Below are 13,817 nucleotides of genomic sequence, written 5' to 3' on the forward strand. Positions count from 1 at the left end.
GGGGAGCCATGCGAGCGCGCATTCTCGTCGCCGCGACCCTCGTGGCGGGATCCCTCGTGGCCATCCCGCCGCAGGCCGCCGTCGCGGCGCCGACCTGGAAACTGCTCTACTCCGAGAACTTCGCCCAGTCGATCAACAGCAACAACACCCCGTGGGTGCGCGACACCTACGCCACCCCGTTCGACACGATCACCGACGACCCGGGTCAGTGGTACCGCAACGACTACGGCCCGGCGTGGACCACGCAGCTCAACTCGTTCCACACCTACCGCAAGGAGTTCCAGGTCGGCCAGAACGGCTGGCTGACCGCGTCGCTGTCGGCGCGCGACTTCAACAAGGACGGCGTCATCGAGTCGCCGCCCTCGATCACCACCCAGGCCCTCGGCAGCGAGAACGTCGCGGTCCTCAACGTGCCGGAGAGCACCGGCGGGGCGATCTTCCGTCCCACGAACCGGCTGCCGGACCAGTACCGCGTCGAGTACAAGCTCAAGACCGTCAACTTCGGCGGCAAACGCAACGGCACGATCAACTACGACGGCAAGGTCAACGGCTACAGCCCCACCGGCTGCAAGACCCAGCACCCCTGGGGTGAGGGCTCCCGCAGTCCCGGCTGGAGCGGCGACGCGTCGGTGCCCTACTGCGATTGGCAGGACGTGCGGGCCGGACCCTACGGGTACAACGGCTTCCACTTCCTGTCCATCGTGGACTTCGCGAACCCGGCCCCGCGGAACAACCACTTCTGGCACTACCACCGCAAGGTGCTGATGGACCAGTTCGCGCAGCACCCGGACCGGGTCGGCAGCGGCACCGGCGGACGGGTCTGCAACTCGAACACCAACACCTACTACAACTACCGCGACGGCAACTTCAACACCGTCAACATGTGGATCAGCGGCATGCCGAACTGGAACCCGGGCCCCGGCGGGCTGCCCGGCAACTCCCAGTGGTTCATGACCAGCTGCTCCGGCGGCGCCGCCGAGAACCAGCTCTCCAGCGCCGCCGAACTCCAGCCGGAGCTGATGCCGAACGAGTTCTACACGTTCGCGATCGAGCGCGACGCGACCGGCTACACGCTGGAGGCCAGCGGCAACTTCGCCCGCGTCGGCCAGAAGACGCTGCGCTTCCACCGCGACTTCGTGGTCAACAACGTGCCGATCTGGCACTACAACACGCAAGCGTCGGAGTACAACGGCCAGTTCAACGGCACGCTCACCCAGAACGACGCCTTCGGCAGCGCGTCGTGGCCCAACCAGTGGCCGGCCGGCTCGTCCTACCCCGACTACTTCGTCATCGGCGACCTCTACACCAACGTGTACGAGGGCAGCGCGAGCCTGACGGACATCAAGCTGTTCGTGCCGGACACGGCGCCGAACCCGAACCTCGCGCTGAACAAGCCGGCCACGGCGTCGGGCCAGTGCGCGGCCGCGGAGGGGCCGGAGAAGGCCGTCAACGGCAGCTGGACCGGCGGTCTCTCGGACAAGTGGTGCGCGCTGGGCACCGGCAGGTGGCTGCGGGTCGACCTCCAGTCGAACCAGACCGTCGGCAAGGTCGTGCTGCGCCACTCGGCGGCCGGCGGCGAGAAGGCGAGCTGGAACACGCGTGACTTCGACGTCGAGGTGAGCACGGACGGCAACACCTGGACGAACGTCGCCACGGTGCGCGGCAACACCGCGGCCGTGACGACCCACACCTTCACCCCGCGGGCGGTCCGGTACGTCCGCCTGAACGTGATCACCCCGACGAGTGACAGCGACACGGCCGCCCGGATCTTCGAGCTGGAGGCCTACAGCTCCTGACCCTCAAGCGTTGATCTTGCAGTTGTGGTGCCGCGACACTCCGGTGATACCCGGTTTGTCCACCACCGCAACTGCAAGATCGACGTGGCGGTCCATAGGGTGGTCGCCGTGACGGATCAGCAGATCGCGGTCGGCGCCGTGGTGCGCCGGGGCAAGGACGTCCTGCTCGTCAGCGCCCCGCCGGACTGGGCGCTGCCCGGCGGCGCGGTAGCCCGGGGTGAGCCGCTGCTGGCCAAGGTCGCGGCCGAGGCCGGCTACGCGACGGTGCTCGCCGAGCGGCTCCTGTGGATCGCGCGCTACACGGCCCAGGGCGTCGACTACGAGATGCTCGGCTTCGAGGTGACCGGCGTCGGGCCACGCGACGGGGCGGCGGGGGAGTGGGTCCACCTCACCGAGGCGGTGGAGCGGCTGCAGCGCATGTGGTTCGCGCCGATCCGCGAGCCCGCCGTCGCCTATCTCACCGGCCGGGCCCGCGTCGCCACCCTGTGGACGTGGGCCGACCTGGAGGGTGACCCGGTCGCGCACCCGGCCGTCAGTTCAGCTTGAGGGCCGCCACCTCACCCAGCGACTTGTCCGGCCGGGTTCCCTGGATCACCACCCGTGCCGCACGGCCCTCCAGCAACAGCAGCCCCACGGCGTTGCCGAAGTGCGGGCCCGCCAGCTTCTTCCAGCGCACGACCGGCTTGCCCAGGCCCAGCACCCGCGCGAACGAGCGCATCATGCGGGCCGCCGGCGGGTTCCAGCCGAACTTCATCGCCGGCCGGATCAGCTTCGGCATGTCGTTGTGCACCGGCGAACAGGTCAGCTGGTACACCGGCGTGACGACCTCGGGGCCTAGCGACGCCTTCGCCGCGTAGGAGTGATGAACGTCACCCGAGAGCACGCTGATCGTGGCCGGGGCGGGTGACACCCCGCCGTTTCCGGCGCCGATCTGGCTCAGCAGCACGGTGAGCGCCTCGAACGACCGGCCGAACGCGGCCCAGTGTTCCAGGTCGACGGCCTGGCGCAGCCTTTCGCCGAGCCGGCCCACCCAGTCGCGCGGCGACTCGGCGAGCTTCTCGGTGGCCGCCTCCAGGTGGTGGATGGCCGGCGGCAGCAGCCACGGCAGCGAGGAGCCGATCAGCAGGTGGTCGTATTCGCCGGGCAGCTGTTTGGCGAACCATGCCCATTCGCTGTCCAGCAGCATGGCCCGCTTGCCGCGCTCCAGCTCGCGTCCGGCCCGGTTGTCGAGCACCACGAGGCGCGTCCGGTCGATGTCGACGGTGTAGCTCCAGCGGTACGAACCCCGCTCGCGATCCGCCCGCGAGCCGAACCCGTCGAGGATCTCCGTCGCGTCGCCCGCCGCCACCACCGCTGAGTACACCGGGCAATCCGCCAGCGCGCTGGGTGTCAGGTTGCCCAGGTGCTGGTACACCCAGTACGACGACAGGCCCGCCTGTATCCGCTGGTCCCACCAGCTGAGCCGGGCCATCTGCTCGCGCCAGCGCTGCGAGGTGTTCCAGTCGTCGATGATCTCGTGGTCGTCGAAGATCATGACGCTCGGCACGGTGGACAGCAGCCAGCGGATCTCCGGGTCGCTCCACGAGTCCAGATAGAGCTTCGTGTACTCGTGGAAGTCCACCACCTGCGTCGACGGCGCGTCGGCCCGCCGCTTCGCCCGTCTCCGCTGCAACCAGCGCTGGATCTTCTCGGGTGTCTCGTCGGCGTACACCTGGTCGCCGAGCAGCACCATGAGATCGGGCCACTCGGTCGGACCGGCCGACCGGATCGACTCGATGAGCCGGGCCGCATAGGCGTCCAGGGCGTCCGGTGGATAGCGGGTGACGCTCAGCGGGCTGGCCTCCCGGCACGATCCGAACACCAGCCGCACGGGCGCACCCTTCGGCCGGGTCCGGATGACCGGAGGCGGGCACGGGTCGTCCGGCAGGGGCCAGACGTCGACGCCGTCGATCCGCAGGGTGTACTCCGTGACGGCGTCCTCCGGCAGCCCGGAGACCACGACCAGCGCGTAGTGGTGCCCGTGGACCGAGAAGGTCCGGGTGGCCCCGCTCGCGGGCCCGGCGACCACCTCGACCGTCGCGGGCCGGGAGGTCTCGACCCAGACGGTCGCCTGGTCGCCCTCGACCCGGCGCAGCACCGGCCCGAGCATGAGCACGCCCCTGTCGATGTCCAGGTCTGTGGCCGAGGTGTCTGCGTCGGACATGACGGGGGGCCTCCAGGGTGCGGCGGGGGTGGTGCCGGGTGGCTGCGGGGTGCCTTCCGATGATCCTGCCCAGCACGTCTCGGCGCCACCGCAAGCTGTTCGCCGCGGCGTCTGGGAGGATTCCTGACATGGAGTCGTACATCGTCTTCGGCCTGGTACTGCTCGTCGTGGTGATCGGGGCCACTCTGGCGCTCGTCGCGCCGCGCTATCGGAAACCGCCGACACTGCCACCGCCCACCGAAGAGAAGCCTCCGACTCCGGCGCCCACCGAGCAGGCGCCCACGATCGAGAAGGCGCCACCGCGAGCGAAGGCGCCGCCTGCCGAGATCAAGCCGTCGGTCATCGACGCCCCGCCGCCGGTGCAGGCGCCGCCGGTCGTCGAGGCCCCGCCGCCGGTCGAGGTGCCCGAGGTCGAGGTCCCCGCACCGACCGCCGGCCGGCTCGTCCGGCTGCGGGCCCGGCTGTCCCGCTCGCAGAACGTCTTCGGCAAGGGCCTGCTGGCGCTGCTGTCCCGCGACAAGCTCGACGACGACACGTGGGACGAGGTCGAGGAGACGCTGATCGGTGCCGACGTCGGCGTCGCCGCCACCACGGAGATCGTCGGCAAGCTGCGCGAGCGCGCCCGGATCCACGGCACCGCGACCGCGACCGAGCTGCGGGCCATGCTCGCCGACGAGCTCGTGGCCGCCCTCGACCCGCAGATGGACCGCACCCTCGCCGCCAGGCCGCAGGACGGCCGTCCTGCGGTGCTGCTCGTCGTCGGCGTCAACGGCGCAGGCAAGACCACCACCTGCGGCAAGATCGCCCGGGTGCTCGTCGCCGACGGCCACACGGTCGTCCTCGGCGCCGCGGACACGTTCCGCGCCGCCGCCGCCGATCAGCTCGCGACCTGGGCCGGGCGGGTCGGTGCCGAGGTCGTGCGCGGCCCGGAAGGGGCGGATCCGGCGGCAGTTGCGTTCGACGCGGTCAAACGGGGTATTGATGCCGGTGTGGACACGGTGCTGATCGACACGGCCGGCCGGCTCCAGAACAAGGTCGGCCTGATGGATGAGCTGGGCAAGGTCAAACGGGTCGTGGAGAAGCACGGGCCGGTGGACGAGACCCTGCTCATCCTCGACGCCACCACCGGGCAGAACGGGCTGGAGCAGGCCCGGGTGTTCACCGAGGTGGTGGACGTCACCGGTGTCGTGCTGACCAAGCTCGACGGCACCGCGAAGGGCGGCATCGTCATCGCGGTCCAGCGCAAACTCGGCATCCCGGTGAAACTGGTCGGCCTGGGTGAGGGCCCCGACGACCTTGCGCCGTTCGATGCCCGACAGTTCGTCGACGCGCTCGTTGGCACGGACGCGTAACCTCGGACGGTACCTTGGGACCGTAGGTCTCGCCGGTTTGGTCAGCGAAGGACGATCACGTGACGCAGCAGGAGATCCCGCTCCACGGCGGGAACACCTCCGTCGTGGTGCGCTCGGGCGACACGGTGCGCCGCAACGCAGGCCCGTGGACCCCTGCGGTGCATGCATTGCTGCGCCATCTCGAATACGTCGGGTTCACCGGGGCGCCGCGGGCTTTCGGCATAGACGAGCGGGGCCGCGAGGTCCTGTCATACCTGGAGGGCGAGTGCGGTGAATACCCACTCGCCCCCCACTGGGTCACCGACGAGGCCATGGTGACGGTGGCCACGATGCTGCGGATGTTCCACGACGCCCAGGCGGGCTTCCGTCCGTCGCCCAACGCGGTCTGGCGCTCGTTCGGGCCTCCGCCGCCGGACACCGAGGTGATCTGCCACCACGACGCGGCGCCGCACAACGTCATCTGGCGGCCCGACGGCACGCTGTCGCTCATCGATTTTGACCTCGCCTCGCCGGGCGCCCGCATCTACGACGTGGCCTACGCGGCCTGGACCTGGGTGCCGCTGTTCTCCGACCGCGACTCCTACACGCTGGGCTGGAAGCGGCCCAACCGCCCCCGCCGGCTGCGGATGTTCGCCGATGCGTATGGGTTGACCCCCCGCGACCGGCACCGCCTGGTGCGGGTGATCCGCAAGCGGATCGTGGACCACATCGAGGGCATCCGGCGGATGGCCGCCGCCGGCGATCCGGCCTTCGTGCGGATCGTGCACAAGGGACATCTCCGCCGTCCGGTGCGTGATCTGCGCCTGATCGACTATGAGAAGCACACGCTCGAATATGCGCTTCGATAGGCCTCTTTCGTTGTGTGAGCGTTTCTTCACACGCTGGAAACATGACGTGACGCGGTAGAAACCGCGCAGCGCCGGTGCGCGAAACGTGGGACATGAAAGCTCTCGCGCAACCGGCTGAAGGGCAGTGCTGCCTCGAAGGTCGGGAGGGAGGATCTCGACTACTAGGAGGCCAGCGTGCCTGAAGCGACCATCGATACCGGCAACACCGCATGGTTGCTGGTGTCGACAGCGCTCGTGCTGCTCATGACGCCCGGTCTGGCGCTGTTCTACGGTGGCCTGAACCGCTCCAAGGGCGTTCTCAACATGATGATGATGAGCTTCTCGACGATCGGGCTCGTCAGCGTCCTGTGGTTGTTCTACGGCTTCTCGGCCGCGTTCGGCTCGGACTCCGCCGGCGGCCTGTTCGGTGACCTCGGCCAGTACTTCGGCACAAAAACGTACCTCGACCAGTTCTGGGGCGCCACCGCCGAGAACCCGAGCGGCATCGGCATCCCGACGTACGTCTTCATGGTGTTCCAGATGACGTTCGCCGTCATCACGGTCGCCCTGATCAGCGGCGCGATCTCCGACCGGGCCAAGTTCGGCGGCTGGCTGCTGTTCGCGTTCGGCTGGGCCACCCTCGTCTACTTCCCCGTCGCCCACAACGTGTGGGGCGGCGGCTGGATCGCGCAGAAGCTCCACCCGCTCGACTTCGCCGGTGGTACCGCCGTCCACATCAACGCCGGTGCGGCGGCCCTCGGCGTGGCGCTCGTCCTCGGCAAGCGCATCGGCTGGCCGCGCGAGAGCATGAAGCCGCACAACGTGCCGTTCGTCGCCCTCGGCGCCGGCCTGCTGTGGTTCGGCTGGTTCGGCTTCAACGCCGGCTCGGAGCTGACCGTCGACGGCGTCACCGGCCTGGCCTTCGTCAACACGCAGGTCGCGACCGCCGCCGCGGTGCTCGGCTGGATCATCGTCGAGTGGATCCGTGACCGGAAGCCGACCCTCGTCGGCGCTTCCTCCGGCGCGATCGCCGGCCTGGTCGCGATCACCCCGGCCTGTGGTTTCATCGACTCGTGGGCGGCCGTCCTCCTCGGTCTCGTCGCCGGCATCGTCTGCGCCCTGGCGGTCAGCCTCAAGTACCGCTTCGGCTTCGACGACTCGCTCGACGTGGTCGGTGTCCACTTCGTCGGCGGCTGGATCGGCTCCCTGTGGCTCGGCTTCTTCGCCAACCCCGACCTCAACTCGGCGATCACCGACGTGGTCGGCGCCAAGGCAGGTCTCTTCATGGGCGGTGGCGCGGGCCAGCTCGCCGGGCAGGCCGCTGCCAGCGCTATCGTGACGGTCTACTCGTTCGCGATCGCCTTCCTCCTGGCCTTCGTGATCCAGAAGACGATCGGCTTCCGGGTCAGCGCCGAGGCCGAGGTCGAGGGCATCGACATCGCCGAGCACGCGGAGAGCGGTTACGACCTGACTCCGTCGGGCGGCGGCAGCGGCGGCGCGTTCGCGATGGCGGGCGTGGGAACGAGCAAGGCAGCAGCAGCGCCGGCCGAAGCGCCGGCGTCCGAAAAGGTAGCCGGATAGCGTCGAGGGATGTCGGAGGGAATGGGCATGAAGCTGGTGACCGCGGTCATCAAGCCGTACCAGCTCGACGCGGTGAAAGAGGCACTCCACGCACTGGGCGTGGCCGGCCTGACCGTGAGCGAGGTTCAGGGATACGGACGTCAGAAGGGCCACACCGAGGTCTACCGCGGTGCGGAGTACACGGTGGAGTTCGTCCCGAAGATCCGGGTCGAGATCGTCACCGACGAGCTCGACTTCGAGAAGGTCGTGGACGCCATCGTGACCGCCGCCCGCACCGGCAAGATCGGTGATGGCAAGGTCTGGGTCACCTCGGTCGACGAGGTGGTCCGGGTCCGCACCGGCGAGCGCGGGCTCGACGCCCTGTAAGCCGCTGCGATCCCTACTCTGAATCACATGACACAACCGATGGCGCCCGTTCCGGTACTGTCCACCGGAGCGGGCGCCGCCGCGCGTGCCGAGCGCTCCGCCGCGCTCGACGGCTGGCTCGCGAAGGTCTACGCCGAGGCGGGCGGCGGCGCCGACGGCTTCGCGCTGGTCGCCGTCGGCGGCCTCGGGCGCCGCGAGTGCGCCCCGCGCAGCGACCTCGACCTGGTCCTGCTGCACTCCGGCGGCGCCGCGGCCGAGTCGGCGGCGGGCGAGCTGGGGACGCACATCTGGTACCAGATCTGGGACGCGAAGTTCGCCCTCGACCACTCCACCCGCAGCCCGGAGCAGGCGCTCACGCTGGCCCGCGAGGACCTCAAGGTCGCCATGGGGCTGCTCGACGCACGGCTCGTCGCCGGAGACAGCGGCCTGCTCGACCGGCTGCACCAGAACGCCGTCGCCCAGTGGCGGCGCGAGGCCCGTCAGCTGCTGCCCGTCCTGCGGCGGCTCACCCAGGACCGCTGGAAGGCCCACGGCGAGCTGGCGTTCCTCCTGGAGGGTGACGTCAAGGAGTCGCGCGGCGGCCTGCGCGACTTCGGGGTGCTGCGCGGCATCGGCTTCGCCGGGGTCGCCGACGGGCCCCGCCCGGCGGTCCGCGGCGCACACCGCACCCTGCTCGACGTCCGTGACACCCTGCACGCCGTGCGCGGCCGGCGGGTCGACCGGCTCCTGGCGCAGGACCGTGACGAGGTCGCGGAGCTGCTCGACCTGGGCGACCGCGACGAGGTGCTGCGGCGCATCGCCGAGGCCGCGCGGACCATCGCCTACGCGAGTGACGACGCCTGGCGCGCGGTCGAGCGCTGGGCGGCGCCGAGCACCCGCGGTCACACCGAGCGCCGGCCGCTGGCCCGCGACGTCGTCGAGCAGCACGGCGAGGTCGTGCTGGCCCGGACCGCGGTCACCCCGCGCCCCGAGCCGACCCTGCCGCTGCGGGTCGCCGCGGCCGCCGCCCGGGCCGAGCTGCCGATCGCGCACGCCACGCTGGAGTGGCTCGGCGGGTTCGCCGCCCCGATGCCCCAGCCGTGGCCCGCACCGGCCCGTGACGCCCTGTTCACGCTGCTCGGCAGCGGTCCGTCCATGATCGAGGTCTGGGAGGCCTGCGACCGGTACGGCCTGGTCGTGAACTGGCTGCCCGAGTGGGCCCGGGTGCGCAGCCTGCCGCAGCACAACCCGGTGCACCTGTTCACGGTCGACCGGCACCTGGTCGAGACCGCCCGGCAGGCCGCCCGGCTGTCCCGCGACGTCGACCGCCCCGACCTGCTGGTGCTCTGCGGCCTGCTGCACGACGTCGGCAAGGGCCTGCCCGGCGACCACAGCATCGTCGGCGCGCCGATCGCGGCCGGCATCGCCACCCGCCTCGGCCTGAGCCCCGCCGAGGTCGAGCAGATCCAAAAGGTGGTCCGGCTGCACCTGCTGCTGCCCGACACCGCGACCCGGCGGGACCTGTCCGACCCGCAGACGATCGCCACCGTGGCGGAAGCCGTCGGCGACGCCTCGACACTCGCGCTCCTGCACGCCCTGGCCCGCGCCGACGCGGCCGCGACCGGGCCCGCCGCCTGGTCGGACTGGAAGGGCCGGCTCATCGCCGACCTGGTCCGCCACGTCGAGCGGGCCCTCGACACCGGTGTGGTCGAGCCGCCACCCTCGCCGGCCGCCGCGCTGCCGGTGCCGGCGCGGCTTCCGGACGTACACCTCGAGGCGGATTCCGTGTCGGTGACCGCACGGGACCGTCGTGGCCTGCTCGCGGCCGTGGCCGGGTGCCTCTCGCTGCACCGGCTCGACGTGGTGACGGCCGACACGGTGACCCTCGACGGGGTGGCGCGCATGGTGTGCGCGGTACAGCCTCGGTACGGCGGAGAGCCCGACCGGGACGCTGTCGTCAGCGACCTGCGCCGGGCCGTCACCGGCGACCTGCCGGTGGCCGAGCGGCTGGCGGCCCGGGAGCGGTCCGCCCGGCGCAGCACCGCCGCACCGCCCCGCGTCGTCTGGCAGCCGGCCAGCGCGGCCACCGACGCGACGGTGCTCGAACTGCGCGCCACCGACACGCCGGGCCTGCTTTTCCGGGTGGCCAGCGCGCTGGAGGACGTCGGCGCCGACGTGCGCTCGACGCGCATCTCCACGCTCGGCGGTGACGTGGTCGACGCGTTCTACCTGGCGGGCACCTGGGAGGCGGACGCCCGGGCCCGCGTCGAGGCAGCCGTCGTGCAGGCCGCGACGCCGTCCTGACGGTCGCGCCGCCCCGCCGGCGGTCGCGTACCCTTCAAGGGACTCCTACACCCGAGGACGGATCCGTCGTGTTTGACACCTTGAGTGACCGGCTCTCCGGCATCTTCACGAAGCTGCGGAGCAAGGGGCGGCTCACCGACGCCGATGTCGACGCCACCGCGCGGGAGATCCGGCTGGCGCTGCTCGAGGCCGATGTCGCGCTGCCCGTGGTCAAGGCGTTCATCGCCCGGCTCAAGGAGCGTGCGCGCGGTGCCGAGGTGTCGCAGGCGCTCAACCCGGCCCAGCAGGTCATCAAGATCGTCCACGAGGAGCTCGTGGCGACGCTCGGTGGCGAGGCCCGGCGGCTGCAGTTCGCCAAGAACCCGCCGACCGTGATCATGCTTGCCGGCCTCCAGGGCTCCGGCAAGACGACCCTCGCCGGCAAGCTGGCCCGGTGGCTCAAGGCGCAGGGTCATCAGCCGCTGCTCGTCGCCGCCGACCTCCAGCGCCCCAACGCGGTCAACCAGCTCCAGGTGCTCGGCGGCCGGGCCGGGGTCGAGGTCTACGCGCCGCAGCCCGGCAACGGCGTCGGCGATCCGGTCGCCGTGGCCCGCGAGTCGATCGAGCACGCCCGGCGGCAGATGCGCGACATCGTGATCGTCGACACCGCCGGCCGGCTCGGCATCGACACCGAGATGATGCAGCAGGCCGCGAACATCCGCGACGCCGTCGACCCCGACGAGGTGCTGTTCGTCATCGACGCGATGGTCGGTCAGGACGCGGTCGCGACCGCCGAGGCCTTCCGTGACGGCGTCGGCATCTCCGGCGTGGTGCTGTCCAAGCTCGACGGCGACGCCCGCGGTGGCGCGGCGCTGTCGGTGCGCCACGTCACCGGCCAGCCGATCATCTTCGCGTCGACCGGTGAGAAGCTCGAGGACTTCGACGTCTTCCACCCCGACCGGATGGCCTCGCGCATCCTCGGCATGGGCGACGTGCTCACCCTCATCGAGCAGGCCGAGCAGGCGTTCGCCGACGACGAGAAGGAGCGGATGGCCGCCAAGCTCATGGGCGGCGAGTCGTTCACGCTCGAGGACTTCCTCGAGCAGCTCCAGGCGGTGCGCCGGATGGGCCCGATCGCCAACGTGCTGGCCATGATGCCGGGCATGGGGCAGATGAAGGACCAGCTCGCGGAGCTCGACGACAAGCACTTCGACCGGGTCGTCGCGATCATCCGGTCGATGACGCCCAAGGAGCGGGTCAACCCGAAGATCCTCAACGCGTCGCGCCGGGTCCGCATCGCCAACGGCTCGGGCACCAGCGTCACCGACGTCAACCAGCTGCTCAGCCGCTTCGCCGACGCGCAGAAGATGATGAAGCAGATGGGCGGCATGATGGGCCTGCCCGGCGCCCGGCGCAAGGCGACGAAGTCGCCGAAGAACAAGCGCAAGGGCACCAAGGGCGGCAACGCGCGCCAGCCGCGCATCGGTGGTGGCATGCCGATGATGCCGCAGCTCCCGCCGGGCCTCGACCCGTCGCAGTTCGACCCCAACGCCGCCGGCACGCCGCAGGGGTTCCGGCCGCCGAAGCTCGACTTCTCAAAGCTGATGAAGCGTGACAAGGAGTCCTGAGCCCGCGCTGCATGTCCGGGGCGTGCTGCTGCCCGAGGACACGACCGTCGACCTGTGGCTGGTCGGGGACCGGGTGACCTTCGAGCCGGTCCCGTCGGCGGTGACGGTCGCCGACGCGGGGTTCATCCTGCCGGGTCTGGTCGACGCGCACTGCCACCTCGGCATCGCGCCGGGCGGCCGGCCCGCCGCCGGGGTCGGCGAGGCCCGCTCGCTGGCGGTCGTCGACCGCGACGCCGGGGTGCTGGCGATCCGCGACGCGGGGTCCCCGATTCCGTACGAATCGCTCGACGACGACCCCGACGTGCCGCGCCTGGTGCGGGCCGGTCGGCACGTCGCACCGCCCAAGCGGTATCTGCGCGACATCGGCGTCGAGGTGGGTGAGGCGGACCTGGCCGGTGAGATCACCCGGCAGGCCGCCGCCGGCAGCGGCTGGGTCAAGCTGGTCGGCGACTGGATCGACCGCGGTGTCGGCGACCTCGCCCCGGCGTGGGACCTCACCGCCATGGCGGGCGCCGTCAAGGCCGCGCACGCCGCAGGCGCGCGGGTCGCGGTGCACACGTTCGCCGAGGAGTCGGTCGCCGCCCTGGTGCGCGCCGGGGTCGACTCGGTTGAGCACGGCACCGGCCTCGCGGAGGACGACATCGCCGAGATGGCCCGCCGCGGCACCGCCCTGGTCCCGACGATGATCAACGTCGCCACGTTCGGCGGGATCGCGGCGCAGGCCGAGGGCAAGTTCCCGGGGTACGCCCGCCACATGCTCGCCCTGCGGGACCGCTTCCCGTCGGTGGTGCGCGCGGCGCACGAGGCCGGCGTGCCGATCTACGTCGGCAGCGACGCGGGCGGCGGCATCAACCACGGCCTGGCCGCCGAGGAGATGCTCCTGCTGCACCGCGAAGCCGGCCTGTCCCCGCTCGACGTCCTGCGCGCCGGCTCCTGGGGCGCCCGCGCGTGGCTGGGCTTCCCGGGCCTGGTCGAGGGCGGCCTGGCCGACCTGGTCGTCTACGCCGAGGACCCGCGCACCGACCTGACCACACTGCTCCGCCCGGAGCGCATCGTGCTGCGCGGCCGGGTGGTGCGCTGAACGACGGCGGCCGGCCGGTTGGCCGGATCGCGTACGCTGGATCCGTGCCGCTGCGTCCCGGAAGACCGGTCCTGCACCGGCACTTCACTCGTGACACGTTGGTCTGGGCGCCCCTGACGCGGGTGGTCTCCGACGACGAGCAGGGCACGCGCCTCTGGCTCGCCACCGGCAGTCCGCTCATCCGTGAGGTCACGGTCGACGGCGCGGGACCGCGCGACATGCCGTTCGCCGACTGGATCGAGACCCCGAAGAAGATCATCCAGGATGTGTACCGCGGGCCGAGCTGTCTCAAGTTCAATCCTCGCGGCGCCGCGTATTCGGTCTGGTGGCTCTTCGACCCGAAGGGCGGCTTCCGGGCGTGGTACGTCAACCTCGAGGAACCGTCCGTCACCTGGGACGACGGCGAGGTCGCCGGCATCGACCTGACCGACCAGGACCTCGACATCTGGATCTGGCCGGACCGCCGCTGGGGCTGGAAGGACGCCGACGAGCTCGAGGAGCGCCTGGCCTATCCCGACGCCTACTGGGTCGACGATCCGGACGCGGTCTGGGCACAGGGCCGGGCCGTCGTGCCGGCGATCGAGGCCGGCGCCTGGCCGTTCGACGGCACGTGGACCGATTTCCGGCCGCCGGCCGACTGGACCATCCCCGAGCCCGTCGCGGAGGGCTGGGACCGACCGAGGGAGCGCGGTTGAGCGTCGTTTTCACACCCGGCCAGGCG

General features: G+C 71.2%; 11 protein-coding genes. 10 read left to right on the forward strand and 1 reads right to left on the reverse strand.

Annotation, left to right across the window (positions count from 1 at the left end; genetic code table 11):
• Positions 1 to 8 precede the first annotated feature (8 nt).
• On the forward strand, positions 9 to 1,796 hold the full coding sequence (locus Dfulv_RS07690) for a discoidin domain-containing protein (protein ID WP_259861950.1): 1,788 nt from the start codon (positions 9 to 11) through the stop codon (positions 1,794 to 1,796).
• 108 nt (positions 1,797 to 1,904) lie between these two features.
• A complete protein-coding gene (locus Dfulv_RS07695) occupies positions 1,905 to 2,342 on the forward strand; it encodes an NUDIX hydrolase (RefSeq protein ID WP_259861951.1) in 438 nt (145 codons plus the stop codon).
• Here the strand turns inward: Dfulv_RS07695 and Dfulv_RS07700 are convergent.
• Positions 2,329 to 3,999, reverse strand: a complete 1,671-nt coding sequence (locus Dfulv_RS07700; protein ID WP_259861952.1) for an alkaline phosphatase D family protein — start codon at positions 3,997 to 3,999, stop codon at positions 2,329 to 2,331. The two genes, Dfulv_RS07695 and Dfulv_RS07700, sit on opposite strands and share 14 nt — an antisense overlap.
• 128 nt (positions 4,000 to 4,127) lie before the next feature.
• On the opposite strand from Dfulv_RS07700, the gene ftsY reads away from it, so the two are divergent.
• The 8 genes from ftsY (at position 4,128) to Dfulv_RS07740 (ending at position 13,791) form a co-directional block, all read left to right on the forward strand.
• Complete coding sequence (ftsY, locus tag Dfulv_RS07705) at positions 4,128 to 5,351, forward strand: signal recognition particle-docking protein FtsY (RefSeq protein ID WP_259861954.1); 1,224 nt, start codon at positions 4,128 to 4,130, stop codon at positions 5,349 to 5,351.
• Between the two features lie 59 nt (positions 5,352 to 5,410).
• Positions 5,411 to 6,199, forward strand: a complete 789-nt coding sequence (locus Dfulv_RS07710) for a phosphotransferase (RefSeq protein WP_259861955.1) — start codon at positions 5,411 to 5,413, stop codon at positions 6,197 to 6,199.
• A gap of 174 nt (positions 6,200 to 6,373) precedes the next feature.
• On the forward strand, positions 6,374 to 7,759 hold the full coding sequence (locus Dfulv_RS07715) for an ammonium transporter (protein WP_259861956.1): 1,386 nt from the start codon (positions 6,374 to 6,376) through the stop codon (positions 7,757 to 7,759).
• Positions 7,760 to 7,786: 27 nt separating this feature from the next.
• On the forward strand, positions 7,787 to 8,125 hold the full coding sequence (locus Dfulv_RS07720) for a P-II family nitrogen regulator (RefSeq protein WP_190249674.1): 339 nt from the start codon (positions 7,787 to 7,789) through the stop codon (positions 8,123 to 8,125).
• 27 nt (positions 8,126 to 8,152) lie between these two features.
• Entirely contained in the window at positions 8,153 to 10,408 is a 2,256-nt protein-coding gene (locus Dfulv_RS07725) for a [protein-PII] uridylyltransferase (protein ID WP_259861957.1), read from the forward strand.
• 68 nt (positions 10,409 to 10,476) lie between these two features.
• The gene (gene ffh, locus Dfulv_RS07730; RefSeq protein WP_259861959.1) at positions 10,477 to 12,015 is read left to right on the forward strand and encodes a signal recognition particle protein; all 1,539 of its coding nucleotides are present in this window, start codon (positions 10,477 to 10,479) and stop codon (positions 12,013 to 12,015) included.
• Positions 11,999 to 13,096: an amidohydrolase family protein gene (locus tag Dfulv_RS07735; RefSeq protein ID WP_259861960.1), complete on the forward strand. Its 1,098-nt coding sequence runs from the start codon at positions 11,999 to 12,001 to the stop codon at positions 13,094 to 13,096. The genes ffh and Dfulv_RS07735 overlap by 17 nt, the downstream gene beginning before the upstream one ends.
• A 44-nt stretch (positions 13,097 to 13,140) precedes the next feature.
• Positions 13,141 to 13,791, forward strand: a complete 651-nt coding sequence (locus tag Dfulv_RS07740; protein ID WP_259861961.1) for a DUF402 domain-containing protein — start codon at positions 13,141 to 13,143, stop codon at positions 13,789 to 13,791.
• Positions 13,792 to 13,817: the final 26 nt, after the last annotated feature.

This window comes from Dactylosporangium fulvum (assembly GCF_025137375.1).
GTDB classification, from domain to species: domain Bacteria; phylum Actinomycetota; class Actinomycetes; order Mycobacteriales; family Micromonosporaceae; genus Dactylosporangium; species Dactylosporangium fulvum.

What these genes read in the sequence shown, in the direction of transcription:
- Dfulv_RS07725 (WP_259861957.1), top strand. Translation starts at nt 8,153, where the DNA reads ATGACACAACCGATGGCGCCCGTTCCGGTACTGTCCACCGGAGCGGGC.
- Dfulv_RS07720 (WP_190249674.1), top strand. Translation starts at nt 7,787, where the DNA reads ATGAAGCTGGTGACCGCGGTCATCAAGCCGTACCAGCTCGACGCGGTG.
- ftsY (WP_259861954.1), top strand. Translation starts at nt 4,128, where the DNA reads ATGGAGTCGTACATCGTCTTCGGCCTGGTACTGCTCGTCGTGGTGATC.
- Dfulv_RS07700 (WP_259861952.1), bottom strand. Translation starts at nt 3,999, where the DNA reads ATGTCCGACGCAGACACCTCGGCCACAGACCTGGACATCGACAGGGGC.
- Dfulv_RS07690 (WP_259861950.1), top strand. Translation starts at nt 9, where the DNA reads ATGCGAGCGCGCATTCTCGTCGCCGCGACCCTCGTGGCGGGATCCCTC.